Here is a 25,622-nt window from a genome sequence, read left to right on the forward strand (position 1 = left end):
GCCATAAAGTTGTTCCAGAATGGCCTCTTCAATAACAAAGAAGGTGTATAACCTTGCCAGCACGAGTAGCCATAAAATAAGTGTGGCAGCCGTAATAAGGAGGTCGCGGATACGGTAGCCCCAGCCTCGTTGGGAAGGGTTATCAATAATGATAGGCACGAGTTTATTGTTCATGGAAGGGCTCTCCTCGGTCTGGGCTGGTCCAGGTCGCAAGCCTTCCTTGTTGGCGCATGATGGCTTTTGGGAAGGCAATAACAACGGTCGCCATATTGATCATCCAGTAGGCAAATGGGTACCAAATGCTCCAATAAACGCAGCGAAATATCTGTTTGTCGTAGCGACTGTCGATATAAAAACTGACGGTAAATTGGATAAAGCTAATCGCGATAAGAAGGCTGCCAAAATATGAGAATGTCTGTGTTGTGATCGGCCAAGCCGTGGGCTGAGCCGCCAGGGAAATAAGCCAGGCGATAAGTAAAGCGATCACCGAGTAGCACCAGACCACACTGACGATATATTCCAGCATCAATGGCCAGAAGCGCCGATTCCTCCAGCGAATGGTTTGAGAGAAATAACGCAAAACGACTTCTCCACCACCTTGGGACCAGCGCAGCCGCTGCTTAAAAAGCCCGCGCAGCGTTTCAGGCATCAGCACCCAGCACATGGCGCGTGGCTCGTAGCGGACATGGCCGCCTACCAGCTGCAAACGCCAGCTAATGTCGATATCTTCGGTAATCATATCGGTGTTCCAGCCGCCGACTTTCTCCAGAGCCGTGCGTCTAAATGCACAGATAACACCGGATATGGTAAACACCATGCCGTAGATACGCTGGGCTCGTTTGATAAGACCGATAATCGCGGAAAATTCGCCGGTTTGTATTTTGCCAATAGCCGTTGAACGGGTTCTCACGCGAGGGTTGCCGGTGACGCCGCTTACTTTAGGGCTGCTTATAAAATGCCCCATCATGTAGCTAATAGCGTCGTAATCGAGAATGGCATCTCCATCAATGCCCACAATGATCTCGCCCGTTGCCTCACCCAACCCATGATTCATAGCGCTAGCTTTACCCTGGTTGGGTTGGTGCAGCACTTTTAACCCAGGATACTCAACCGCGAGCGCTTCAAGCCGACTACCGGTGTTGTCATTGCTACCATCATTAATGGCAACCACTTCTATGTGCGGATAGTTTTGCTTGAAAAGATGATGAACAGTTTCATCGACATTAGCGCTTTCGTTATAACAGGGCAGCAACACCGTGACTGAAGGCGCGTTTTCATCCCATTCAAACGTATCGGGCCAAGGCTGCTTACGTTCCCAATGCACATAAAAGTAGATGCCGCCACAAATCCAGATGGTTGCCATTAGGCTCGGGTAACCAAGCGTGAACATGGCTAAGTAGTCGAGTATGTTCATGGGAGAGCCCTAAAGCGACGTCCAATGGAGAAGGCGGGCTTAATAACACTGATTTCAGGATGGCTTTGAATAAAATCGTCCGGATAGTAACCGATATGTTTGATGCCTTCTTCGCGCAGCAAACGTATCCATTCAGCGATTTCCGCGCTGGGGATCGGGGTTTGGGTGCGCCAATCCTGGGTCTGTAATTCAAAGACCAACTGATTGGCATTAACCTGAGAAAGTGAGCGTTGCGCCAGCGCCCGCAGCCATTCGTTAGGGTTGTCTGCTTCTTCCATATAGGGCATGGCCATGACGGCAACAAAGTCGTAGCTCTCTGCGAAATTTTGGATATCCTGGGAGAACCACAGCTGGCTTTCTGGGTTCATTATCGTGCCTGCATAAAGGTTGCGCGCCGTTGTGAATACTTTGTTGTCGGCTTGGCGGTAGTAGTCAGCGGCTTGTGTCAGTTCGTCAGTAAAATTTGTCAAGAACTGGGTCTTATGCCGAGTCCATAGATCCATCAGGTTGTCATCGTTCTTGATCGAGGCCACATCAGCAGGCAGAGAAACCTGTGCATAGGCGGACAGTGCTTCGGGATTGTTATCTTCAAAGTCGGTGAGAAAAGCATCATCGTGAAAGATCAGGCCATCGAATTTCGTCAGCCGCCCGAGGTCTTGATAAATTTCACGGATAATACGACGATTATCTTCTACATAGGGTGAGAGTCGGCGGTATTGGCCGGGGTTCTCGGCACCCGTTCTGACATCGGTGACATAGCGGTGTCCGTCACCAAGATCAAATGAGAGAACGGGCATCCAGGCATAGACTTTTACCTCAGCACGTTTTTTAAGCTGCCAGGCGACTCGGTTGAAAAGGTCGGCTCTTACCGGTAAATGACGATTAGGGAAGTAGAGTTCATCGGCGACGCCGTTGCCATCTGGGTCTGCAAATGCTTGTAAATAAACGGTGCTAATTCCGTAGTTAAAAATTCGTTCAATCAGCCTGTCGAGGTTTCGTTCTTGCTGCACGGGGTCTTCATCAAAAACGTAATCCAAATCAACGTGGACGATACGGAGTTCTTCGGGCTGCCATACGCGATCAGACAGTATTTCATCAATGGTTTGAAGGCCAGTTTCCTGGTCAATGAGGTAGCGGTTAATAGTTCGCATGGCATCGTTGAGTTGATTGGGCGCACTTAGCAAGCTAAAGGTGTACGTCATCCCGTATTCGCCAGCGATATCCAGCGTTGCTTTGCTATAGGCACCGTAAGGCCACACCATTATGCGAGGAGAGCGACCCAAATGCGTTTGAAACTGCTGCCGGGTTCGCGCCATGTCGTCGTGAATTCTTTGAAGATAGGTGGCTTCACTTTCATAGCCGGTTTGGGGGTCCCAGATGCTGGTGACAGAGGCGGCTTGCTCGTTACCCATCGGGTTTCCCTTAACGCCATAGTGTAGGCGGTAGGTATGCGAGGCAATTTCGACCAAGGGCGATTCATCAAGCGTTCGGACCTGCTCCCAGGTTAAGAAACGTTCGCGAGGCAAGGTTGTATTGCCATAGGGAACTTGCCCGCCGGCGGGAACATCCATCCAGCTTCCCACCACCGCTTGAATAGCCGGAAAGTTATAGAGTTTGAGTAGCGGAAAAACGATGTCATAAAAGCTGCGGTACCCATCATCAAAGGTAAGCAGTACGGCCTTTTCGGGGAGCGGCGGCCCACCAGCCTTGGCGTCGATAATTTGTTGAAGGCTAACAGGATGGTAGCCGCCTGTTGCCAGCAGGTTAAAGTGCTCAATTAAACGGCTTCGGGTAATGGTTTGTGAGTAGATGGGTAAATCGGGGGTAACCGCCGTATCAACAATGTCATGATAGCTGATAACCACGTAATCACCGGACACCCGGGCTGCGTGGGCACTTTGAAGGCTTAGCATGGCCAGCAAGGCAGCGCTAATTACAAAAACATGCCAATGTTTCATAAGAACCTCCATATAAAGCTGGCCTCAATGCGGTTGTCATATTCAGGGGTGCCGTCGTAAACGGATCTTTCTCTGAAAATGCCATATTCAATATTGAACGTGGGTGCTAATTGCCACTGATGCTCGTAACCCAGCGACCAGGTGTTTTCGCTGCCATTGTCTTCTTGCCAGTAGCGTCCGGAGCCTAGCGATAGGGTCTGAATAAACGACTGTCTATAATCGAGGGGGAGTTCATAATTTAGTGATAAAACACCACCGAGGTTGGCGTCTCGACGTGGGTTGAAGTAGCTGGCCTCAACCTCATCGTTGCGTGACGTGGTGGTATACACTTCACCGTTAATTTGCCAGCGATCAAGATGATAGAGTGTTTGGTTCCAGTAGCCATAGACAGATTGGCGCAGATTGTTGTCTTCAAAGTCGGTCACCATCAGGCCGATCGCTCCTGCGCCGCGCTCATCATGACGATAGGCGATCTCTCCGCGATATCGGTCGGCATTAATGCCGTCACGCAACGCCCGTAAAGGAGTGTCTGGTGTGTTAAGTTCGATGCCCAGCGTGGTGGTTAGGTGGTCTGAAGCGGCGTAGCGCAACTCAACCGAGGCCATAAAGTTATTGTTAAGTTGGGCACCGTGCCCGGTGGCAAATTTTATGGTCGCTGGGTGTAAGTTCCACTCATAACCCGCTATGTCGTAGGCTGCGTAAAGGTTTGTGTCATCAAATTTCCCATACTGACCGATGCGTTGTGCAAATGCGCGGGAGCCGCTTGTATTACGTGGTCCTTCCAAAAGCACGTCATAGCGCCATTCCCGCGAGGCTTGGGTGCCGCTACCTTGCCCCTCGCTACGCGTTACCGAGCTAGTCAGCTGTGGTGCACGTAGCTCACGCAACGTTCGTACTAGCTCATCCCGGGTTGCGCTGGGTTTGGCTTCGGCGATCTCTTGCGCGGCGGCCGTTGTAGTGCCTTTCCATTGCCCGCGCTCCAGGTTGGCCAGCAGCATCCCATGGCGGGCTGCGTCTTGCTGGTCTGGGGAAAGTAGCTCTGTCGCGCGTAGGTAAGATACTTCCGCTTTTCGTTGCCAGCCTCGGTCTCGTTCAAGGTCACCTTTAACCTGCCAAAGATAAGGGTCGCCAGGTGCCTGGTCTTGATAATTGGCCAAGCGTTCGCTGGCCAAGCCAGCTTGACCACGCCAGGCAGTAAGCAACACGTCAAGTAGCAGGACTTTTTGATAGTTTGGGTTATTGATACGCGTGGTCTGAGTGAAATCCCAGCGCTGTTCGGGTTCGCTCGCACGCCAGGAAGCCAACAGTCGATCAGCATCACGAAAACGCTGAGCGTCGGTATAGCTATAAAAGAGCCCTTCGTTAAGCGGATCATCAGGGTCAGAGCCACGCTGAGGGGTTTGTTGTATCAGGCCTTCGTAAAGCGCAATGGCTTCGTCAGGGCGGCCCAGGCCATTCAAGGCATACGCGCTGGCCCGGCTCACGTAACTTGGCAACGGGCCATGCTGATGTTGGAGCCTAACGGCGAGGACCTCCGCTTCGGAGAAGTGCCTTAGCTGGGCAAGTGCGACGACTTTGTCATATTCGGCAAGCTTGACTAATTCCTGGGGGACCGCTGGTGAATCCAGTACCTGGTTTAACTGGGCCAAGCCACTGCGAGTTCTGGGAGGCTGATCCGTATGAATGCCCAAGCGTATATCAGTAACTGCTTCGTAGTAGATAAGCCAAAGGCGGTCACTTTCAGAGAAAACCGTTGGGTTGTCCTGCATGATGTTACGGGCGGCGGAGCTGGCGCCTAAACCCACTGCCAAGCGGTAGAGTGCCTGTAACTCGCTGGTATTGGCGGGGTCTTGCTCTACCAGTGCTTGCCGAACCTGTAGCTCTTGAACGGCATTCATTGTTTTTGCGGCCAAATAGCCTTTGGCTTCCAAGCCGGCGGTCGTCGTGCCTGCCACTTGGCTATATTGCTGTAAGGCGATATCGGCCAAGGTATAATTAGCCATGTCGGTGTGAACTAACGCTTGCCCAAGCCAACCTTCTGCATAGGCAGGGCTGCGATAGGTAAGCGATTGAAATAGCGAGAGCGCTTTAGGGTAATCACCTGCACTACGCGCTGCACCGCCTAGGTTGGCAAGTTCAGAGTCGCTGTAATCCTGGGGTTGACACGCTGAGCAAACTGCCAGCGCGTCTTCATACCTTGTCGCACGTACCAGCAGAGCTATCAAATCCTCCCGTACACGACTGTTTTGTGTTCGATAATAAAGGGATTGTAAGCCATCAATTGAAGGCCCAGGTGCTCCATGGCGTGCTTCTAAAACCAAGGCTTCCCGCTGTGCATTTATAGTGGTTTGCCCATACACCGTATCTACGCTTAAACAAGCGAGTAAGTAAATGGGTAATAAGGCGCGAGGATGACCGTGCATAGTGTTATTCCTACACTGAGGCGTAGTAGCAAACGCTATTGCTAAGAAAAACGTGTATATTCAGTGTATAGGAGTATCTAATAGGTTGAACCAGGATAAATGTTGATATTGAAGCCGGTAATAATAGGTCATAATGTCGAACGTCTAAGTAGTATTGATGAGTGTTGAGGTATTATTTTTTTTAATTATTTTCCTTTATGTATGATTAAGATATTGAGTATTTTTCAAATTTTTTTATAGAAAATTGAATTTAAAAGATAAGATTTAAGAGAGTGGTTAAAGGTAGGGATTGAAGGTTCTAATGGTTATGTATTAGTGGTTAAGTTTAATTGTAAGTTATATGCCTTGATGTGAAGTATGTGCTTTTAAGAAGCAATAGGTAGGTAAGTTGGTCATAAAGTTGGTCGAACTCAGGATGAGTTGTAGTCGCAAGTGGTTAGATACATCATTGCGATAAATTTTCTGCTGAACCTAAAAGGATAAAATATACCTGGTTATCCATGATGCATCGTTTTCGTCGCTTCCAGCGCCTCAATCATTTTTATCGCGGCGTTGGAAAGTGTCCGATTGGTATGCACCAAGTAGCCGAGCGGCCTGTAGATGGGCGGTGTATCTATTTTCAGCTCGACCAGCTCACTAGTAATCATCCCCTCAGGCAGTAGGCTCCACCCAAGCCCAACACTGCACATCATCTTTAATGTTTCCAAATAGTTGGTAGCCATACTGACCTGTAGAGACAGGCCCGCCTTGGCAAAACGTTGCTCAATCAATGTACGGGTAAATGTTTTGGCGCTAGGTAGAACACATTTATAGTGACAAAGTGCTTCAAGGCTAAGGATAGAGGCGTGAGCTAGCGGGTGGTCGGGCGCGCAAACAAAACATAGCCGGTCATGCCAAAGGTTCACCACGTTTAATTGCTCAACAGGGTGAGGAGCGAGCGTCACCACGGCCATTTCCAGGGTGCCATCCTGCACGCCCTGGTAGGCAAACTCTGAATCCAGAAAATGCAGGTCTAGTTCTACTTCTGGATGGCGCTGGGTGTAGTTTTTTAAAACAGGTGGCAGGCGGTGTAAGCCAATGTGGTGGCTGGTAGCCAGCGTTAATCGGCCACCCACCTGGCCAGAAAGATTCGCGAGCGCTCGGCGGCTATCTTCTACCGCTAACAGAATTCGCTTGGCTTGTGGCAGTAATAAATGGCCTGCCTCAGTAAGCGAAATACGCCTGCCAATACGGTCAAACAGCCGCGTGCCCACCAGGGTCTCCAGCGTGGCAATACGTTTGCTAACCGCTGGCTGCGTGAGATAAAGCTGCTCGGCAGCGCGCGAGAAGCTTTGTGTTTCAGCAACGGCTAAAAACGCCTGTAGGCTCTGGGTATCCACGTGGTGCTCACTATTGTGTGGTCAGTATTTATGTATTCCAGTATGGAATCATACCTATAAATAACATGAATTGCTTTTATGATCGCTACGCGTAACACTGGCTGCATCGTCACGTTAAGCAGCACGTAGAGGCTGCGATACCGAACTAGCAGGGCGCTTGCCCAGGAGAGCCACATGTCAGGTCAAACCCTTTACGACAAACTCTGGAACCAGCACTTGGTGAAGCAGCGCGATGACGGCACGGCGCTGATCTACATTGACCGCCAACTACTTCACGAAGTGACCTCTCCGCAAGCGTTTGAAGGGTTGCGCTTGGCCAAACGTATGCCGTGGCGCTTGGATGCTAACCTGGCAACACCGGATCACAACGTCCCAACGACTACGAAAGAGCGCGCCGAAGGCAATAGCGGCATTAAAGACCCGGTGTCGTTGATTCAGGTTCAGACGCTTGACGACAACTGCGTTGAGTACGGAATTGAAGAGTTTAAAATTAACGACCCCCGCCAGGGAATCGTGCACGTGGTTGGGCCAGAGCAAGGCGCCACGTTACCCGGCATGACCGTCGTTTGCGGTGACTCCCATACGGCCACTCACGGTGCTTTTGGCGCGCTGGCTCACGGTATCGGTACGTCTGAAGTTGAGCACGTATTGGCGACTCAATGCCTGTTGGCACAAAAAATGAAGAACATGCAGGTGCGCGTTGAGGGGGAACTTGGCCTCGGCGTGACCGCAAAAGATGTGGTACTGGCCATTATCGGCAAGATCGGTACAGCAGGCGGTACGGGCTACGCTATCGAATTTGCGGGCAGCGCTATCGCGTCACTCTCCATGGAAGGCCGTATGACCGTGTGCAACATGGCGATTGAAGCGGGTGCCCGGGTCGGGTTGATTGCTGTGGACGACACGACGATTGATTACCTAGCCAAGCGCCCCTTTGCGCCGACCGCCGAGCAGTGGGAAGCTGCGGTGGCTGACTGGCGTCAACTGGTATCAGATAACGATGCCACGTTCGACAAAGTAGTGACTCTGAAGGCCGAAGATATCGAACCGCAGGTCAGTTGGGGAACCAGCCCCGAGATGGTGACAGGTATTTCCGGGCATGTGCCAGACCCGCACGCCTCGCAGGATGAAACTGTGCAGCGCAGCCATGCTCGCGCGCTTGAATATATGGGCTTGCACGCTAACCAAAAAATTACTGATATCAAGCTCGATAAAGTGTTTATTGGTTCGTGTACTAACTCGCGTATCGAGGATTTGCGTGAGGCTGCCAAGGTGGCTCAAGGCAATAAAGTGGCAGGTTCCATTAAGCTTGCCATGGTGGTGCCGGGTTCTGGCCTTGTGAAACGCCAGGCAGAAGCGGAAGGGCTGGATAAAATCTTCATCGACGCTGGTTTCGAGTGGCGCGAGCCGGGCTGCTCCATGTGTCTGGCCATGAATGCTGATAAATTGGGTGCAGGCGAGCACTGCGCATCGACCTCCAACCGCAACTTCGAAGGACGCCAAGGGTACGGTGGTCGTACGCACCTGGTGAGCCCTGCCATGGCGGCAGCAGCTGCGATTGCTGGCCACTTTGTTGATGTGCGCAGTTTATCCGCCAACGATGCTACCCACGCCCAGGAGGCTTAAACCATGAAAAAGTTTACTCGTTTTGAAGGCGTGGTTGCCCCGCTTGATCGCGCTAACGTCGATACCGATCTAATTATTCCCAAGCAGTTCTTGAAATCAATCAAACGAACCGGCTTTGGCGTTAACCTGTTTGATGAGCTGCGTTATTTAGATGAAGGTCAGCCGGGGCAGGATTGCTCCAATCGCCCGCTTAATCCCGATTTCGTGCTGAACCAGCCGCGTTTTAAGGGGGCTGAGGTGTTGCTAGCTCGGCGCAACTTTGGCTGTGGAAGCTCGCGTGAACATGCGCCGTGGGCACTGGAAGATTTTGGTTTTAAAGTAGTCATTGCGCCAAGCTTTGCAGATATTTTTTACAATAACGCGTTTAAAAACGGCATCTTGCTGATCACGTTAAGCGAAGAAGAAGTGGATCGCCTGTTTACAGGCGTTGATGCTAATGAAGGTTATCAGCTGGATATCGACTTGGAGAACCAGCGGGTCATCACGCCGAGCGGCGAAATTCTTGAGTTTGAAGTGGACGCGTTCCGCAAGCACTGCCTGCTCAATGGACTGGACGATATCGGCATCACGCTGCAGGACGAAGAGGCGATCCGTGCCTTTGAGCAAAAACACAAAGATGCTCGGCCCTGGTTGTTCCGTCAGCCTGCCTGATACAGCCGCATAAGCGTCATTCAGAATAGTTAAAAAGACATACATAGCGCGGTGCAACTCCATTGCACCGCGCTAAGCGGCGGTAAGCCGTGCTGACTCTCTATTAAGGATTTAACATGACCCATAAGGTGCTTCTATTACCCGGCGACGGTATTGGCCCAGAGATTGCTGCCCAAGCTGCGCGTTTGCTAAAAGCGTGCCAGGAAGCGGGTTTGGATATTGACGTTGAAGAAGCATTGGTCGGCGGCTCGGCTTACGATGTGCATGGCGACCCACTGCCTGCTGAAACGCTTGAAAAAGCCAAGGCGGCCAGTGCGATTCTGCTCGCTGCGGTGGGTGGCCCCAAATGGGACAAGATCGAAGACCTTTCCAAGCGCCCTGAAAAAGGTTTGTTGGGCCTGCGCAAGAATCTGGGCTTGTTTGGCAACCTGCGCCCGGCCATGCTTTACCCGCAGCTGGCCAGCGCCTCCAGCCTGAAACCTGAATTGGTGGCAGGCTTGGATATCATGATTGTGCGTGAATTGACCGGCGGCATTTACTTCGGCCAGCCGCGGGGTATTGAGGAGCGTAACGGGGAGCGTGTGGGCTATAACACCTACATTTATTCCGAAAGTGAGATTGAGCGCATCGGCCGCGTCGCGTTTGAAATGGCCCAAAAGCGTGGCAAAAAACTCTGCTCGGTAGATAAGGCTAACGTGCTGGAAGTTACCATTTTGTGGCGTGAAGTGATGGAGCGTTTGGCGCCAGAGTACCCGGACGTCGAGCTTTCGCATATGTACGTAGATAATGCCGCGATGCAGCTGGTACGTGCCCCGAAACAGTTTGATGTCGTTGTGACCGGCAATATGTTTGGCGATATTTTGTCTGACGCCGCTGCCATGCTTACCGGCTCCATCGGTATGCTGCCTTCGGCCTCGCTGAATGAAAGCGGCCAAGGTATGTATGAGCCTTGCCACGGAAGTGCGCCGGATATCGCTGGGCAAAACATTGCCAATCCGCTCGCCATGATGCTGTCGGTTGCCATGATGCTGCGCTACTCGTTGAATGAAACGGCCATGGCCGAACGCATTGAAGCCGCGGTGGGGAGCGTTCTGGATAACGGCCTGCGCACGGCGGATATCGCCGCAGAAGGAACGCGCCGTGTTTCGACGGTTGAAATGGGCGATGCGGTACTGGCGGCCTTTGCAAAAAGTTAAATGCGCTATAAAGCGTGCTAACTATTTGATATTAAAAGTGTGATGCCTCGGCCACTCAAAGAGTGGCCGACGTTATTTATAAGTTTTGTGTATAATATATGTCTCATTCTTTGCTGGAGGACTTCGCATGTTGAAAGTCGGTTTCGTAGGATGGCGTGGCATGGTGGGTTCTGTGCTGATGCAGCGCATGCAGGAAGATGGTGATTTTAATGGCATTGAGCCGGTCTTTTTCACCACCTCCCAAGTAGGCCAGCCTGGTCCCGACATCGGCGTAGACGTACCTGCGTTAAAAGATGCGTTTGCTCTTGAAGAATTGAAAGCGTTGGATGTTGTTATTACTTGCCAAGGCGGTGACTACACCAAGCAAGTTTATGGTGACTTGCGTAAAAATGGCTGGCAGGGTTACTGGATTGATGCCGCCAGCACGCTACGCATGGAGGATGAAGCTACCATCGTGCTTGACCCGGTTAACCGTAAGGTCATTGATGCGCAGCTTGCCAAAGGTGCCAAGACCTTTGTCGGCGGTAACTGCACCGTCAGCCTCATGCTGATGGGCTTGGGCGGCCTGTTTGAAGCCGATATGGTTGAGTGGATGACCTCCATGACCTATCAGGCGGCTTCCGGTTCTGGCGCCAAGCACATGCGCGAACTGCTTAATCAAATGGGTCAACTGCGCGACAGCGTTAGTAGCGAACTGGCTGACCCCTCCAGCGCGATTTTGGAAATTGACCGCAAGGTAACGGCGGCCATGCGTGGTGGCGACTTCCTGACCGATAACTTCGGCGCCCCCCTTGCCGGTAGCTTACTGCCGTGGATCGATACCAAGCTTGAAAACGGCCAGAGCCGTGAAGAGTGGAAAGGCTTTGTTGAGACCAATAAAATTCTGGGTCTTGGCGATAATCCTGTGCCGATTGATGGTCTTTGCGTGCGCATTGGTGCCATGCGCTCTCACAGCCAAGCGTTCACTATCAAGCTGAAACATGATGTGCCTCTGGATGAGATTGAAGAGCGGATCGCTCAGCATAATGAGTGGGTCAAGCTGATCCCCAACGATAAAGACGCCACCATTGCAGGTTTAACGCCTGCCGCCGCTACCGGCACATTGGATATTCCGGTGGGGCGTTTGCGTAAGCTCAACATGGGTGGTGAATACCTTTCGGCATTTAGCGTTGGTGACCAACTGCTGTGGGGCGCTGCCGAGCCGCTTAAGCGCATGCTCAAAATTTTGCGCGAACAGTAAAACAACGCAGCACGTCAGCCAAAACCGGGGCGCTTTTTGCGCGCCGGTTTTTTTGTAAGTGTTTTAAATTAAATTAAGTAACCCGCCTCCATGCGTTACCTGTGTATTTGTGTTAATTATAATTTGCGTTCTGTGTTGGTATGTACCGCACTTGCTAGCGCGGTTTCCATAAAAAAACGGATTGGGTAACGTGGCGAAAAAATATTCAAATTATCGCGTTTTCTTGAAAACGATCGCACTGCTGTCGATTGCTGGGGTGCCGTCTTTTGCGCAGGCAATTGAAGCCGGACCTGCCGAGGTGGAATCCTGGCTGGAAGCCCCGCTAAATGCCTCGTTACCGTTGCTTGACTCAAACGCCTACGCGCTAGGCGAGCTAAGCGTACAGGTTGCTGATGAGCCAGCGTTTGTCGCCTCTGGGCTTGAGTGGATGCCTTTGGCTCGCCAGGTGCATGCCGAGATTCAAGAGCAAGCGGGCAGTCGGCGCATTATCCTGCGCTCATCACAGGCGGTAACAACGCCTTGGTTGGATTTGCTACTGGTCATTGATTCGCCGGAAGGGCAGCAACAGCACGCGGTCACGTTACTTTTTGACCCGGCTGACTACGCTAATTACCCGTTGAACCAAGCGGAAGCTGACGGCGTCGCGTCAAGCTCTGGCTCGGAAATGACAGAGCCTCTTCCACGTGCCGAGGTAAGGGTGCAAGAGGGTGATACGTTGTGGCGTATTGCCTCGCGTAGTAAGCCTGAGCGCGCGAGCGTTCAGCAGATGATGCTGGCACTGGTAGCGGTGAATCCTGAGTTCTTTCCTGAAGGCAATATTAATAGCTTGCGAACGGGCCAGGCACTGCGCTTGCCCGCAGCAGGGCAAGTACAGCTACGTTCAGCCGATGAGGCGGCTCACGCTGTCCAGGTCATGGTGGCAGGCGAGCAGCGCGCCAATACAACGGTGCCTCAGAGTATTCCGGTGGACGTTGAGGTTGAGACGCCACCTGCGCCTGAGCTGGCTACTGCCCAGATAGAAGCCGAGCTGACTCGCGCCATGGCCGGGTTTGCAGAGCAGCTGGAGCAAAGCCAGGCAAGCTTACTTACGGCTAATGAAGAGCGCGAGCAGCTTCGTCTTGAACTCAGCGAACTGCGTCATAATCTCAGTCAATTCATCGAGAATAGCGTGTTGGTAGAAGCATCTCCTCCTGTGCCATTAATGGCTGAGGCGAATGCTGCGGCACAGCCAATCGCTGACGTACACGGTGCGCCATCAAGTGGTGTTTTAAGTAGTATTGAGCGTTATCGATGGCCACTCATTGCCCTTGGGCTGGTACTGCTGTTGACGGGATTAATATGGCGTAGAAAGTGGCGCGAGGCTGAAGAGCCGGTTGCTCAAGCGCATTTGACGGGCGCGTCGCTTGCCGAGCCTCAGGTGTTCAAACCATCGCCACCCGTTAGTAGTGACCTGCAAGCCTCTACACGTAAACCCGAGAGAGGCGATGCTTTTGGCGCTAGCTATGCTAAAAGTCAGGCAGCAGGTTTGGCAGGCCATGGCAGCCGACGGTATCCGCAAGAAGATGCGCTGTTATTAAAGGGCATGGACTTTAAGCGGGTTGAAGCGCCCGAGCTGACACCGTCTGAAACGCTGAAAAAAGTAAGCACGGCTCGCCCGATAGGCACAGAGTGGGAAATTGAAGAGGTAGCATTCAAGCCGCCGGGTCGGGATAATGGCTAACCTTTCAAACTTTATGACGTGGCTTGATGACCCAGTTTTACCACTTTGATGAAACCCGGCCGCTGAAAGGCCGTTTGGCAATAGGCATTGAATATGATGGCACGCGTTTTTGCGGCTTTCAGCGTTTAAAGCATGCTGCTTCTGTTCAAGGCGCCGTAGAGGATGCCTTGGCAAAAGTGGCCGGTGCCCCCGTTCAGATACATGCCAGCGGACGTACGGACTCAGGCGTTCACGCCACGCGTCAAATAGCGCACTTTGACCCACCGACTGAGCGGACTGAGAAAGCCTGGATTTTTGGTGCCAACACCAACTTGCCACGCGATGTCGCCGTACGCTGGGTGAAGCCAGTCTCGGATGATTTTCATTCCCGATTGGGAGCGCTTGGCAGGCGTTACCGTTATTTACTGCTCAATCAAATCAGTCGCCCTGTGCTTGAACGCACGAACGTAACGTGGTGCCGCGATCCTCTGGATGCAGATGCCATGCATCGCGCTGCGCAGGCTCTGGTTGGCGAGCATGACTTTTCAAGTTTTCGTGCGGCAGGCTGCCAATCCAAAACGCCATGGCGGCAAATGCATTTTGTCGAGGTGAAGCGGTTTGGTCCGCTGGTGGTCATTGATATTCAGGGCAATGCGTTTTTACATCACATGATTCGCAATATCGCTGGCGCCCTTGTCAGCGTAGGTCGTGGGGCGCAGGACGAAGGTTATATTGAACGATTGCTGGCGCTAAGGAATCGTAAGAAAGGTGATGTAACCGCTCCCGCGTGTGGGCTGCATTTTGTTGATTCAATTTACGACGAGCGGTTTGATTTGCCCATGGAGCCGGTAGGGCCTAACCTGCTCGCCTTTACCGGGGAGTGGACAGGCGAACGAGAACTGCCAGACACACCCAGAATAGCGGCGCGGCGTAAACTGACATTTGCTAAAACAACGTCTGATCCCGCTCAGGAGGCGCTAGATGAAGACGCTTAGCCCCATGCGTACGCGGGTCAAGTTCTGTGGGCTTACCCGCAGTGATGATATTAAAAAAGCCGTAATGCTGGGGGCAGATGCGCTGGGTTTTGTAATGTGGCCGAAAAGCGCGCGCAGCATTACGCTTGAGCAACTTGAAACGCTTTCGGGTGAAGTACCTGCTTTTGTTACCCGGGTAGGGTTGTTTGTTGATCAATCCGTTGACGTGATTCAGCAGTGCTTACCGTACCTGGACATGATTCAGTTCCACGGTGATGAGTCTCCTGCGTTTTGCGCACAGTTTGGACGCCCCTGGATTAAAGCGCTGCGAATGCGTGACGATATCGATTTATCTCAGGCAGCTGTTGACTATCATCAGGCACAGGCGCTGCTGCTGGACGCCTATCGGCCGGGCACGCCAGGCGGCACAGGAGAGGTCTTTGATTGGTCGAGAATCCCCGCAAAACTGGCAAAACCTGTTATCCTCGCAGGCGGGTTAACGGTTGATAATATCGCCTCTGCCGTTCACCAAGTGGCGCCTTATGCCGTTGATGTGTCGGGGGGGATTGAAGCAGCGCATGGTCGTAAAGACGTTGAAAAAATGACACTGTTTATTCAGCAAGTCGCGTTAGCCGACGCCCGTTAAACACACCGCGCAGTCTTTTTTTTATGACGCTGCGCTCTATGTCCGCTTATTCAATTGTTGCCTGTTCTGGCAATCTTGTGAGGTATCCTGTGGCTGTCTCAGCAACTGGTGGCGCTAATACTGTTTCTGAAACCGTTCCTGGAACCGTTTCTGACACGGCTTCCAAGACCAGATTCAGTGACCTGACCCGGATGCCGGATGCCCGCGGTCATTTTGGCCCTTATGGTGGCCGGTTTGTATCCGAAACATTGAGCTACGCCCTGGAAGATCTGGAGAAAATTTACGTAAGCCTGCGTGATGATCCTGCTTTTCAGGCCGAGTTTGATAGTGATCTTGCCCACTACGTAGGGCGCCCGTCGCCGCTTTATCATGCCAAGCGATGGTCCGAGATGCTCGGTGGTGCGCAAATATGGTTAAAGCGCGAAGATTTAAATCATACCGGCGCGCATAAGGTAAACAACACCATCGGCCAGGCACTGCTTGCCAAAAAAACCGGCAAACCACGGGTCATCGCTGAAACCGGTGCCGGGCAGCACGGCGTGGCGACGGCAACGGTTGCCGCGCGCCTGGGTCTTGAATGCGATGTGTATATGGGCGCTGAAGACGTGCAGCGCCAAAAGTTGAATGTCTATCGTATGCGTTTATTGGGCGCACGAGTGATTCCGGTAGAGTCGGGCACGCGCACCCTTAAAGATGCCATGAATGAAGCGCTGCGCGACTGGGTAACGAACGTTGATAACACGTTTTACATTATCGGCACGGTAGCAGGGCCACATCCATACCCTGAGCTTGTGCGCGACTTTAATGCGGTAGTGGGGCGTGAAGCACGCCGCCAGTCGCTGGAACAAATCGGCCGCTTGCCGGATGCGTTGGTCGCGTGTGTCGGTGGTGGGTCCAACGCGATTGGGCTATTTTATCCGTTTGTTGAAGACGATGCCGTCGCGATGTATGGGGTTGAGGCCGGAGGTGATGGTGTTGAGACGGGCCGTCATGCCGCTCCGCTTTCATCGAATGCCCCGCGCGGTGTGCTGCACGGAAACCGTACTTACTTGATGTCTGATGAAGCGGGGCAGGTCGCCGATACACACTCCATTTCAGCCGGGCTTGATTATCCGGGCGTTGGCCCTGAGCACGCGCTTTGGAAAGACGTTGGTCGTGTTAGCTACGTCACCGCTAATGACAGCGCCGTGCTGGAAGCGTTTCGAGAACTGACGCAGATGGAGGGTATAATGCCTGCCTTGGAGTCAGCCCACGCGCTGGCGCACGCCAAGGTGCTGGCGCCTACCATGCGCCCTGACCAGCATATCATCGTTAATCTTTCAGGCCGTGGTGATAAAGATATTATGACCGTAGCCAACATTGACGGTATCGAATTTTAAGGCCCGCTTTTAAGGACAAGCATGAACCGTATCGATCAGCGCTTTTCTGAACTCAAGCAGCAGGGCCGCAAGGCTCTGATACCTTATATTACGGCGGGCGACCCGGCGCCACAGTACACCGTTGGCTTTATGCATGCGCTGGTAGAAGCGGGTGCGGATGTCATTGAACTTGGTGTGCCGTTTTCTGATCCAATGGCGGACGGCCCGGTTATTCAAAAAGCCTGTGAACGCGCCTTAAAGCAGGGCACCCGCTTGGTCGACTTGCTGGATATGGTGGCTGAATTCCGTCAGGCCGATGCCACAACCCCGGTCGTGTTAATGGGGTATCTAAATCCTATTGAGCGTATTGGCTACGAGGCCTTCGCTGAGCAGGCTGAAAAAGTGGGCGTTGATGGTGTGCTAGTGGTCGATATGCCGCCTGAAGAGGCCGATGAATTGGGTCCGCTGTTAAAAGCGCATAATTTAGCAGCAATTTTCCTTGTGGCGCCTACCACTTCACCTACGCGAGCCGCTACAATATGCGCCCAGGGTGAGGGGTACCTTTACTACGTTTCGCTAAAAGGCGTTACTGGTGCGGCAACCTTAAATGCAAGTGACGTCGCTGAACGCCTGGCACCGCTACGTGAAATGACCGACCTGCCGCTATGTGTTGGTTTCGGCATCCGCGATGGCGTAACGGCTGCTGAAGTGGCTAACGTAGCGGATGGAGTGATTGTCGGTAGTGCGTTAGTAAACCGTATTGCCGAAAATGTAGAAACGCCCGAAATTATCGCTGGTCAGCTTAGAAGCGTGCTAGCAGAGATGCGCACCGCAATGGACGCCTAACGCTGCCCCTCATCGTCTATACTGAAGTTGATTGACGACACTCATCAAGCTTGGCGCTGCCAGGCATGACGTAAAACGGAAGCCTTTTTGATATGAGCTGGTTAGACAAGATAGTGCCCTCCATGGGGCGTATCCAGCGTAAAGACCGTCGTGCCAGTGTGCCCGACGGCCTCTGGCGTAAATGTCCCAAGTGTGAAGCCGTTCTCTATCTTCCTGAGTTAGAGAAACACCATAGTGTTTGTCCGAAATGTGACCATCACTTACGGCTGACTGCGCGGAAACGCTTGGACTGGTTCCTGGATAAAGAAGGTCGTGAAGAAGTCGCGGCAGAGCTTGAACCTGTTGATCGCCTGAAATTCCGCGATTCTAAAAAGTACAAGGACCGCTTGGCGGCCGCGCAAAAGGATACCGGCGAGAAAGATGCGCTGATTGCTATGCGTGGTACGTTGGACGGTTTGCCGGTCATTGCGGTTGCTTTCGAGTTCACCTTTATGGGTGGGTCGATGGGGGCCGTAGTGGGTGAGAAGTTTGCCCGAGCGGCGACTATCGCGCTTGACGAAGGTATTCCACTGGTTTGCTTTGCGGCTTCCGGTGGTGCGCGTATGCAGGAAGCGCTTTTCTCACTGATGCAAATGGCCAAAACATCGGCGGCACTTGAGAGACTCAAGCAGGCCGGTGTGCCCTATATCTCGGTGCTTACCGATCCGGTGTTTGGGGGCGTATCCGCTTCGCTCGCCATGCTGGGCGACTTGAATATTGCTGAGCCCAACGCATTGATTGGTTTTGCTGGTCCGCGTGTTATTGAGCAGACCGTCCGCGAAACGCTGCCAGAAGGTTTCCAGCGCAGCGAGTTCCTGTTGGAGCATGGTACGGTCGATATGATTGTACATCGCCAGGAAATGCGTACCCGTGTGGGCGGCGTACTACGCAAGTTGACTCATCAGGAGGCGCTTTCGTTAGCCAGTGAATTGACGGATGATGAAGCCGTCGCTGAGCCGGTGGTTGATGAAGCACACATCGCCGATACTGACGTAACGGTTGACGAGACAGGTCCGGATTCTATTGACAAGAGCCATGAACCACACCGCAATGCCTAAGTCGTTAGCAGAGTGGCTTCAGCATCTGGAAACCCTGCACCCTGTCGGGATTGATTTAGGCTTGGAGCGTGTGTCACGTGTTGCTGAGCGTATGGGGCTATTTAAACGCCCCATTGCCAATCGCGTTGTCATTGTGGCGGGCACCAATGGTAAAGGCTCGACAGTTGCCATGGTTGACGCGGTGGCTCGCGCACATGGTTGGCATGTGGGTACGTACTCCTCGCCTCATCTATTGCGTTACAACGAGCGGGTGCGTATCAACGGCCAGGAAGCTAACGACGCGTGCCTGGTCGAGGGGTTTGAACGTGTCGAACAGGCTCGCCTGGAAGCACCGGAAATTAGCCTGACCTATTTTGAAGCGGGTACATTGTGCGCGCTCTGGTGTTTGGCACAAGCTGAACTGGATCTTGCGGTACTTGAGGTGGGCTTGGGCGGTCGCTTGGATGCCGTCAATATCATTAATGCGGATATTGCGGTCGTCACTACGATAGCCCAAGACCATGCGAGCTTTTTGGGAACCGATATTTCGCAAATCGGCCTTGAGAAAGCGGGTATATTTCGCCCATTGCGGCCAGCGGTATTGGGCAGTGAGTCGCTTCCCGGTAGCGTGGCCGATGCGGCTATTGCCTTGGCGGCGCCGGTTTACCGGTTAGGATTAGCGTTTAACCACAGTGCCGAGGAAAACAGCCATTTACCCTGGTGCTGGAGTGGGTTGACGGCAACGGGGGAGACGCTTTCTCTGGATGCGCTGCCTGATCCTGGTCTGCCTGTCGATAATGCCGCAACTGCACTACAAGCGTTGGCGCTTACGGGGCTGACGCTAACGCTAAAAGCCACGCAAAATGCATTAGCCAGTGTTAATCTGCCAGGCCGGATGCAGTGGATAGGGCAGTGGTGCCTGGATGTGGGGCATAATCCTCATGCGGCGACCTATGTTGCTCGCCATTTGCCAGTACCGCCTGATACAGGACGGCAGTGGGCAGTGATAGGTATGCTCAATGATAAAGACGTTGATGGTGTTATTGCGGCGTTAGCACCGCGTATTACTGACTGGGTCTGTGTAACGCTTGATGGCGAGCGCGGCCACACGGCCAATGAACTCGCTGAGCGTATTAAAGCCCATGGTGGCTGTGTGCGGCTTTGTGCAGACTCGCCTGAAGCCGGTGTTGATGCCATGGCTGAGATGCTCACTGACAAGGATCGCATTTTGGTAACGGGTTCCTTTTTTACCGTCGCCGCTCTGTTAGCTCGATCACTGCCACAAGCCAGCCGTTCTTAAGGCGTAGTCCCGCTAGAGGGAGATGATATGAAATATGGTAAAACAGAGCGCATTAGCGGTGTTGTGATTCTGCTTGCGCTACTCGCAATCGTTGTCCCTTGGCTGATGAGTGACCCGGCGCCGCGTGAGGAGCGACAGCAACCAACGTTCATTATTGAACAGCCCATAGAAACGGCGCGCCATGATGTAGACGCTCCCCAAATGCCCTCTACCATTAACCCTCAGCCATCTTCAAATGTGGCAAGCAATGATGGGGTTAATGCACCGATAGATGCATCTCCGAGATTACCTGATACTTCTCAAATTGATGCGCCCAGTGAAACGGAAACTGTCGCACAAGCGCCTACGTCATCTTCAAACACTGACGCTCCCCAAAATGACCCCATTGCCGACCTGGTAGCCTCGAATAGCACGTCGACATCCAGCAGCCAAAGCGCTGCAGGTTCTTCAAGTGCTAATTCTTCAAGTACAGGTTCTTCAAGTACAGGCTCTTCTAGTTCAGGTTCATCAGGGGCGGGTTCATCGAGTGCTGGACCAGCGTCTACACAGCAAGGTGGGTGGGCGGTTCAGGTGGGTAGTTTTGGCGATGCCGCGAATGCTCAGCGACTAGGTAGCCAGCTTACAGGCGAAGGATTTAGTGTTTTCCAACGCCAGCGCGACAATAACTTGACCACAGTGCTCGTGGGGCCTTACGCATCATCAGAGGATGGCGAAGCGGCGATGGCCTTAATTAAACAGCGCGCAAACGTGCAAGGTCTGTTAGTGCGAGTAAGAGATTAAACGATGGCGCTAACGTGGATTGATGCTGTATTTCTTGCCGTGCTGGCGCTTTCGATGCTGGCCGGCTTTGTCCGTGGTTTTGTTAGAGAAGCGTTAGGGCTTGGGGCATGGGTGGTTGCGTTAATGGTCGCCCGCGTATTGGCAGAGCCGGTCGCCGAGTTAATGAGCGGGTTTATCGAAAGTTTTGACGCTCGACTTGTATTGGCCTTTGCACTGGTTATTTTTGCGGTGATCTTGCTTTGCGGCATTGTTATTCGCTTGGTGCATGCGGCCATTGTATGGGTAGGCATGGGGCTTTTGAACCGTTTTGCGGGAGCTGTGTTTGGTATCGCGCGTGGCACGATCATCTTGCTGGTGGCCACGGTCGTTATTACGCTCACGCCGCTTGCCGAGCTTCAGGCATGGCAGCAAGCCTCGTTACGGCCCACCTTTATCGAGTTGCGCGATTGGGCGGTTAGTCAGTTGGATCAGTGGGAGCGTGAGCTGCCAGAAGCGCCCGCCTCTTTACGCGATATATCACTGCCTGAGATTCGCCCGCATGGCAGTTTTGCGCCGCAGCCCATGGATAGTCAATAACGCCTAACAGCGTGTTTTGCGCTTGCCTAACCGCTTGACGGGTACCGGTTAAACGCAAACGTATTAAAATGAGTTTTAAGAACGTACGGGCTTGTTTTGGCAAGCCATGGCACTAAAGCGAGGTAACTTGAATGTGCGGTATAGTGGGCCTTCTGGCCAAGCAGGCGGTAAATCAGGGAATCTACGATGCCCTGACCGTACTTCAGCATCGCGGCCAGGACGCTGCCGGTATGATGACTTGGAGCGAGGGACGCTTCTTACTGCGCAAGAGCAATGGGCTAGTGCGCGACGTCTTCCACACTCGCCATATGGCTCGCCTTAAGGGCAACCTGGGTATTGGTCACGTACGTTATCCTACCGCTGGTTCATCCAGCGAAGCGGAATCTCAGCCGTTTTATGTCAACTCGCCTTACGGTATTGCGTTGGCCCATAACGGTAACCTGACCAACTCTGAGCAGTTGAAGCAGGAGCTTTTCTCAACCGATTTACGGCATATCAATACCAGCTCCGACTCTGAAGTGTTGCTTAACGTGTTTGCCCATGAGCTGGGTAAGCAAGGCCTGCATCTGGAAGCGGAAGATATTTTTGATGCGGTACGTAGAGTGCACCGGCGCTGCAAAGGCGGCTACGCGGCGGTCGCGATCATTAACGGTTTTGGTATGGTGGCATTTCGTGATCCTCACGGCATTCGTCCAGTGGTGTTTGGTACTCGCCAAACGGACGAAGGGCAGGATGTCATGATTGCGTCTGAGTCGGTCGCGCTAGACGTGGGCGGCTTTGAGCTTGAGCGTGACCTGTCACCCGGCGAAGCGATATTTGTGGATATGCAGGGCCAGTGTCATACGCAAGTATGTGCTGACCGCCCGGAACTGCGCTCGTGTATTTTCGAGCATGTATATCTGGCACGCCCTGACTCCATTCTAGACGGTGCCTACGTCTATGGCACGCGCATGCAAATGGGGCGCAAGCTGGGCGACCGAATCCTGAACGAATGGCCTGATCACGATATTGATGTTGTGATCCCCATTCCGGATACGTCCCGTACCTCCGCGCTGGAAATGGCCCAGCACCTTGGGGTGACGTATCGCGAAGGCTTTATGAAGAACCGCTATATTGGCCGTACGTTTATCATGCCTGGCCAAACGCAGCGTAAGAAATCGGTACGCCAAAAACTCAACGCCATCGACATTGAGTTCAAAGGCAAGAACGTGCTGCTGGTGGATGACTCGATTGTACGTGGTACGACCTGTAAGCAGATTATTCAGATGGCCCGAGATGCGGGTGCACGTAAGGTTTACTTTGCCTCCGCTGCGCCGCCTGTGCGCTACCCTAATGTGTACGGTATCGACATGCCTGCGGCGGTGGAGTTAATTGCCCATGGCCGCACTGAAGATGAAGTAGGCGAGCTGATTGGCGCTGACCGAATTTTCTACCAGGATCTGGAAGACCTGAAAGATGCCTGCCGCGAAGTAAACCCGGAAATGGAAGCCTTCGACTGCTCGGTCTTTGATGGCAAGTATGTTACGGGGGATATCGATGACGCGTATCTGGCCGTGCTTGAAGCCAGCCGGAACGATGCCGCGAAAGATCAAAGTGCGGGTGATCATGCGCTGGTCGATATGCACAATCAGGATGATGACCTCGACGACTAACGACAGGTCACTGATGCTTACTGAAAATAAGGGGGACGTCCATGCATAATGACAGCCAACAGGATGAGTGGTCGTTAGAGACGCTGGCGATCCGTGCAGGCCATCATCGCACCTTCGAGCAAGAGCATGCGGAGCCTATTTTTCCGACCTCTAGCTTTGTCTATGAAAGCGCTGCGGAAGCAGCGCGTAAGTTTGGTGGGCAAGAGCTTGGCAACGTTTATTCGCGTTTTACGAACCCCACTGTACATACTTTCGAGCGCCGCTTGGCAGCACTTGAAGGTGGGGAGCGCTGCGTGGCAACAAGCTCGGGTATGTCGGCCATTTTATCGACGGCGCTTGCGTTATTGTCTGCCGGCGATGAAATCGTGGCATCGCGTTCGCTCTTTGGCTCGACCGTCAGCCTGTTCGATAAGTACCTGGGCAAGTTTGGCATCACCACCCGCTATGTTGAACTCTCTAATGTAGAAGCGTGGGAAGCGGCTATTACGCCCAAAACGCGGCTCCTGTTCGCAGAAACGCCCTCAAACCCGCTTTCCGAGATTGCCGATATCCCGGCGCTTGCTGCCATAGCAAAACGTAATAATGCCCTTTTGGCCATTGATAACTGCTTTTTGACACCTGCGCTGCAGCAGCCTCTTGCGTTGGGTGCCGACCTCGTCATCCACTCCGCGACCAAGTACCTGGACGGCCAAGGGCGGGCCATCGGTGGTGCTGTCGTGGGTAAGCATGATGTACTGGAAGAAGTCTTCGGTGTGGTTCGTACCTGCGGCCCTTGTCTCAGTCCCTTTAATGCCTGGATATTTACCAAAGGGCTAGAAACACTCTCGCTACGAATGAAAGCTCATTGTGAAAATGCGCTCACGCTGGCGCGCTGGCTGGAACAACATCCCGCAGTAAGTCACGTGCATTACAGCGGTTTGGAAGCGCATCCGCAGCATACGCTTGCCAAGCAGCAACAGAAGGGCTTTGGCGCTGTGCTTGGATTTGAGGTTGTTAATGGGCAGGAGGGCGCTTGGCAGGTGATTGATGCGACTCGTCTATTATCCATCACCGGTAACCTGGGGGATGTGAAAACGACGATCACTCATCCCGCGACGACCACGCATGGACGCTTATCCGATGCGCAAAAAGAGGCAGCGGGCATTGTTCCTGGGTTGATTCGTGTGGCGGTGGGACTGGAAAGCCAGCAGGACATTCAACGTGATTTAGCGCGTGGCCTCGATGTGCTAGCAGCGGAATAAGACTGGCAATATAAGCTCTGTTTTATCGTTAGGCTTGCTTTATTGGCATAAAAAAACCCCACGTGTGTGGGGTTTTTTGCGACAGATCTGCTTTCTAGAAGCTGTCAGTATTGCCTGCCTTACGAGTTAAGGCTGTGCAGGTCATTACCTTTAATTGTCCGGTCTGCTACTGTTTGCTGGCTTTCGTCGAAAGAGGCATCAAGTACCTCGTTTTGAGCCTGGCCGCCATTGATCGCAGGTAAGTCCGATGGGGACATGGTGAGGTCTTCCTGGCTGTAATGGGCAGTCGATGTTGGAATCATCACGGTGTTCAGTTTCTCTGAACCACGCTCAGCCAGTGCAGCTGCTGAAAAGGTAGTGGCAGATAAAGCGACGGCAATAGCGGCGACAGTGGTAAATTTTTTCATGATATAAACCTCATTAGTGTGTGGTTGTTCTCCCATGCATGGTGTGCTTTTTGCCAAGTCACTCGAGAACATGACGATATTGTAAGCCTGCGAACTAGATAATAAAATTGATTAAAAGTACGCGAAACATTCTAAAAAATTGAATTAATTTCAATAACATTACCGGGAGTGTTTTTTTCTTGTTTTTTTCAATGCTCCTTGCATCTGTTTTTTAAATTCTCCACACCTATCAGTAGGTACCGCTTACTGGTTGCTGATTGTGCGGTCCATGAAAGCTGTTAGCATGTTAATCAATGGTTTTTACGAATGCTGTATTCTGCTTTTTTCAGCAGTCTTTTAAAGCGCCAGCCGGTATGCTCCTGATATTCATAGCGGTAGCCGCGCAAGAGTCGCTCTTTCGGCGGCTTGAGAAACCGAAGGTCGTTTTGATATTTGATGATAGTGTTCAGCTGAGTGCTTTGGTGGGGGCTCTGCTGTGATTAACGGGCGCTCTCGCACTGTCTTGACTTCGATAAGAGCAGGCCTGCGATAGCCATGAGCGAAATGCCAACACTTGGGCATGTTTGACAGGAAGTCGAGTCAGCATAGCGTTTGTTTGGTAGTAACGAGGAAGAAAATAATGTGGCGGAACACGCAGCGCACTTGGGGTCTCGTGAGTATTCTGTTTCATTGGCTTAGCGCCATAGCAATTATTGGCCTGTTTATATTGGGCTGGTGGATGACGGGGCTTGGCTACTACGATAGCTGGTACAATCAGGGGCCATGGGTGCATCGCTCGATTGGCATGTTACTGTTGATAGCCACGGTTGCACGCATAGCGTGGCGCTTGCTGCAGCCGACGCCGGCAGGTGAAGGCAGCCGCTTCGAAGTCCTGGCAGCCCATCTGGGCCATATCGCGCTCTACATCGTTTTGCTTCTTGTCATGCTTAGCGGTTATATGATTTCTACGGCTAATGGCCGGGGTATTAGCGTTTTCGGTTGGTTTGATGTGCCTGCATTACTGCATGGCCTTCCTAATCAAGCCAGCATCGCCGGTGATATTCATTGGTACAGCGCATTAACATTGGTAGTTTTGGCTGCAGGACATGCGTTAGCCGCATTTAAACATCACTGGGTTGATCGACACGCTACACTGGTGCGTATGGTTAATCCGGTGCGCCGATCTGAGCATTCATAAGCG

General features: G+C 52.6%; 21 protein-coding genes. 16 read left to right on the forward strand and 5 right to left on the reverse strand.

Annotated features, from left to right (window positions below; translation table 11 throughout):
• Positions 1-163: 163 nt before the first annotated feature.
• The 4 genes from pgaC to ACT3TY_RS08105 all read right to left on the reverse strand — a co-directional run bounded on the left by pgaC (position 164) and on the right by ACT3TY_RS08105 (position 7,174).
• Positions 164-1,414 carry a poly-beta-1,6-N-acetyl-D-glucosamine synthase gene (pgaC, locus tag ACT3TY_RS08090; protein WP_087107477.1) on the reverse strand — a complete coding sequence of 417 codons (1,251 nt, stop codon included), beginning with the start codon at positions 1,412-1,414 and terminating at the stop codon, positions 164-166.
• Positions 1,411-3,372, reverse strand: coding sequence for a poly-beta-1,6-N-acetyl-D-glucosamine N-deacetylase PgaB (pgaB, locus tag ACT3TY_RS08095; RefSeq protein WP_087107474.1), 1,962 nt, complete (start codon positions 3,370-3,372; stop codon positions 1,411-1,413). Before pgaB ends, pgaC begins: the two co-directional genes overlap by 4 nt.
• Complete coding sequence (gene pgaA, locus ACT3TY_RS08100) at positions 3,369-5,795, reverse strand: poly-beta-1,6 N-acetyl-D-glucosamine export porin PgaA (RefSeq protein ID WP_087107472.1); 2,427 nt, start codon at positions 5,793-5,795, stop codon at positions 3,369-3,371. The genes pgaB and pgaA overlap by 4 nt, the downstream gene beginning before the upstream one ends.
• 494 nt (positions 5,796-6,289) lie before the next feature.
• Positions 6,290-7,174: a LysR family transcriptional regulator gene (locus ACT3TY_RS08105; RefSeq protein WP_087107470.1), complete on the reverse strand. Its 885-nt coding sequence runs from the start codon at positions 7,172-7,174 to the stop codon at positions 6,290-6,292.
• A gap of 174 nt (positions 7,175-7,348) precedes the next feature.
• Here ACT3TY_RS08105 and leuC point away from each other — a divergent pair, with 174 nt between their 5' ends.
• The 15 genes from leuC (at position 7,349) to ACT3TY_RS08180 (ending at position 24,035) form a co-directional block, all read left to right on the forward strand.
• Complete coding sequence (gene leuC, locus ACT3TY_RS08110; RefSeq protein ID WP_087107468.1) at positions 7,349-8,800, forward strand: 3-isopropylmalate dehydratase large subunit; 1,452 nt, start codon at positions 7,349-7,351, stop codon at positions 8,798-8,800.
• Between the two features lie 3 nt (positions 8,801-8,803).
• Positions 8,804-9,451, forward strand: coding sequence for a 3-isopropylmalate dehydratase small subunit (leuD, locus tag ACT3TY_RS08115; RefSeq protein ID WP_087107466.1), 648 nt, complete (start codon positions 8,804-8,806; stop codon positions 9,449-9,451).
• Positions 9,452-9,567: 116 nt separating this feature from the next.
• Positions 9,568-10,647 carry a 3-isopropylmalate dehydrogenase gene (gene leuB / locus ACT3TY_RS08120; RefSeq protein WP_087107464.1) on the forward strand — a complete coding sequence of 360 codons (1,080 nt, stop codon included), beginning with the start codon at positions 9,568-9,570 and terminating at the stop codon, positions 10,645-10,647.
• A 127-nt stretch (positions 10,648-10,774) separates the two neighbouring features.
• A complete protein-coding gene (gene asd, locus ACT3TY_RS08125; RefSeq protein WP_087107462.1) occupies positions 10,775-11,887 on the forward strand; it encodes an aspartate-semialdehyde dehydrogenase in 1,113 nt (370 codons plus the stop codon).
• 223 nt (positions 11,888-12,110) lie between these two features.
• Positions 12,111-13,607, forward strand: coding sequence for a type IV pilus assembly protein FimV (locus tag ACT3TY_RS08130; protein WP_444627851.1), 1,497 nt, complete (start codon positions 12,111-12,113; stop codon positions 13,605-13,607).
• Between the two features lie 26 nt (positions 13,608-13,633).
• Positions 13,634-14,581 carry a tRNA pseudouridine(38-40) synthase TruA gene (gene truA / locus ACT3TY_RS08135; RefSeq protein WP_087107458.1) on the forward strand — a complete coding sequence of 316 codons (948 nt, stop codon included), beginning with the start codon at positions 13,634-13,636 and terminating at the stop codon, positions 14,579-14,581.
• Positions 14,568-15,206, forward strand: a complete 639-nt coding sequence (locus tag ACT3TY_RS08140; RefSeq protein WP_087107456.1) for a phosphoribosylanthranilate isomerase — start codon at positions 14,568-14,570, stop codon at positions 15,204-15,206. Before truA ends, ACT3TY_RS08140 begins: the two co-directional genes overlap by 14 nt.
• A gap of 191 nt (positions 15,207-15,397) precedes the next feature.
• Positions 15,398-16,585, forward strand: a complete 1,188-nt coding sequence (gene trpB, locus ACT3TY_RS08145; protein WP_441679954.1) for a tryptophan synthase subunit beta — start codon at positions 15,398-15,400, stop codon at positions 16,583-16,585.
• Between the two features lie 21 nt (positions 16,586-16,606).
• The gene (trpA, locus tag ACT3TY_RS08150; RefSeq protein ID WP_441679946.1) at positions 16,607-17,410 is read left to right on the forward strand and encodes a tryptophan synthase subunit alpha; all 804 of its coding nucleotides are present in this window, start codon (positions 16,607-16,609) and stop codon (positions 17,408-17,410) included.
• A 92-nt stretch (positions 17,411-17,502) separates the two neighbouring features.
• Positions 17,503-18,507: an acetyl-CoA carboxylase, carboxyltransferase subunit beta gene (gene accD / locus ACT3TY_RS08155; RefSeq protein ID WP_193054633.1), complete on the forward strand. Its 1,005-nt coding sequence runs from the start codon at positions 17,503-17,505 to the stop codon at positions 18,505-18,507.
• The gene (gene folC, locus ACT3TY_RS08160; protein ID WP_444627852.1) at positions 18,485-19,786 is read left to right on the forward strand and encodes a bifunctional tetrahydrofolate synthase/dihydrofolate synthase; all 1,302 of its coding nucleotides are present in this window, start codon (positions 18,485-18,487) and stop codon (positions 19,784-19,786) included. Before accD ends, folC begins: the two co-directional genes overlap by 23 nt.
• A gap of 27 nt (positions 19,787-19,813) precedes the next feature.
• Complete coding sequence (locus ACT3TY_RS08165; protein ID WP_444627853.1) at positions 19,814-20,566, forward strand: SPOR domain-containing protein; 753 nt, start codon at positions 19,814-19,816, stop codon at positions 20,564-20,566.
• 3 nt (positions 20,567-20,569) lie between these two features.
• On the forward strand, positions 20,570-21,142 hold the full coding sequence (locus tag ACT3TY_RS08170) for a CvpA family protein (protein WP_172118408.1): 573 nt from the start codon (positions 20,570-20,572) through the stop codon (positions 21,140-21,142).
• A gap of 131 nt (positions 21,143-21,273) precedes the next feature.
• Positions 21,274-22,794: an amidophosphoribosyltransferase gene (gene purF / locus ACT3TY_RS08175; RefSeq protein ID WP_444621879.1), complete on the forward strand. Its 1,521-nt coding sequence runs from the start codon at positions 21,274-21,276 to the stop codon at positions 22,792-22,794.
• A gap of 41 nt (positions 22,795-22,835) precedes the next feature.
• On the forward strand, positions 22,836-24,035 hold the full coding sequence (locus ACT3TY_RS08180; RefSeq protein WP_444627854.1) for an O-succinylhomoserine sulfhydrylase: 1,200 nt from the start codon (positions 22,836-22,838) through the stop codon (positions 24,033-24,035).
• Between the two features lie 119 nt (positions 24,036-24,154).
• Here ACT3TY_RS08180 and ACT3TY_RS08185 read toward each other — a convergent pair whose 3' ends face one another.
• A complete protein-coding gene (locus tag ACT3TY_RS08185; protein WP_444627855.1) occupies positions 24,155-24,442 on the reverse strand; it encodes a hypothetical protein in 288 nt (95 codons plus the stop codon).
• A 619-nt stretch (positions 24,443-25,061) separates the two neighbouring features.
• Here ACT3TY_RS08185 and ACT3TY_RS08190 point away from each other — a divergent pair.
• Positions 25,062-25,619 (forward strand): cytochrome b, encoded by a 558-nt coding sequence (locus ACT3TY_RS08190; protein WP_444627856.1) that lies wholly within the window; start codon positions 25,062-25,064, stop codon positions 25,617-25,619.
• The last annotated feature ends 3 nt before the right edge of the window (positions 25,620-25,622 follow it).

Origin of the sequence: Halomonas sp. AOP22-C1-8 (genome assembly GCF_052378905.1) — a bacterium.
GTDB lineage: Bacteria > Pseudomonadota > Gammaproteobacteria > Pseudomonadales > Halomonadaceae > Vreelandella > Vreelandella citrativorans.

Excerpts from the sequence above, each read along its gene's own strand:
- pgaC (WP_087107477.1), bottom strand. The coding sequence starts at position 1,414 with ATGAACATACTCGACTACTTAGCCATGTTCACGCTTGGTTACCCGAGC.
- pgaB (WP_087107474.1), bottom strand. The coding sequence starts at position 3,372 with ATGAAACATTGGCATGTTTTTGTAATTAGCGCTGCCTTGCTGGCCATG.
- pgaA (WP_087107472.1), bottom strand. The coding sequence starts at position 5,795 with ATGCACGGTCATCCTCGCGCCTTATTACCCATTTACTTACTCGCTTGT.
- leuC (WP_087107468.1), top strand. The coding sequence starts at position 7,349 with ATGTCAGGTCAAACCCTTTACGACAAACTCTGGAACCAGCACTTGGTG.
- leuD (WP_087107466.1), top strand. The coding sequence starts at position 8,804 with ATGAAAAAGTTTACTCGTTTTGAAGGCGTGGTTGCCCCGCTTGATCGC.
- leuB (WP_087107464.1), top strand. The coding sequence starts at position 9,568 with ATGACCCATAAGGTGCTTCTATTACCCGGCGACGGTATTGGCCCAGAG.
- asd (WP_087107462.1), top strand. The coding sequence starts at position 10,775 with ATGTTGAAAGTCGGTTTCGTAGGATGGCGTGGCATGGTGGGTTCTGTG.
- truA (WP_087107458.1), top strand. The coding sequence starts at position 13,634 with ATGACCCAGTTTTACCACTTTGATGAAACCCGGCCGCTGAAAGGCCGT.
- ACT3TY_RS08140 (WP_087107456.1), top strand. The coding sequence starts at position 14,568 with ATGAAGACGCTTAGCCCCATGCGTACGCGGGTCAAGTTCTGTGGGCTT.
- trpB (WP_441679954.1), top strand. The coding sequence starts at position 15,398 with ATGCCGGATGCCCGCGGTCATTTTGGCCCTTATGGTGGCCGGTTTGTA.
- trpA (WP_441679946.1), top strand. The coding sequence starts at position 16,607 with ATGAACCGTATCGATCAGCGCTTTTCTGAACTCAAGCAGCAGGGCCGC.
- accD (WP_193054633.1), top strand. The coding sequence starts at position 17,503 with ATGAGCTGGTTAGACAAGATAGTGCCCTCCATGGGGCGTATCCAGCGT.
- folC (WP_444627852.1), top strand. The coding sequence starts at position 18,485 with ATGAACCACACCGCAATGCCTAAGTCGTTAGCAGAGTGGCTTCAGCAT.
- ACT3TY_RS08165 (WP_444627853.1), top strand. The coding sequence starts at position 19,814 with ATGAAATATGGTAAAACAGAGCGCATTAGCGGTGTTGTGATTCTGCTT.
- ACT3TY_RS08170 (WP_172118408.1), top strand. The coding sequence starts at position 20,570 with ATGGCGCTAACGTGGATTGATGCTGTATTTCTTGCCGTGCTGGCGCTT.
- purF (WP_444621879.1), top strand. The coding sequence starts at position 21,274 with ATGTGCGGTATAGTGGGCCTTCTGGCCAAGCAGGCGGTAAATCAGGGA.
- ACT3TY_RS08180 (WP_444627854.1), top strand. The coding sequence starts at position 22,836 with ATGCATAATGACAGCCAACAGGATGAGTGGTCGTTAGAGACGCTGGCG.
- ACT3TY_RS08185 (WP_444627855.1), bottom strand. The coding sequence starts at position 24,442 with ATGAAAAAATTTACCACTGTCGCCGCTATTGCCGTCGCTTTATCTGCC.
- ACT3TY_RS08190 (WP_444627856.1), top strand. The coding sequence starts at position 25,062 with ATGTGGCGGAACACGCAGCGCACTTGGGGTCTCGTGAGTATTCTGTTT.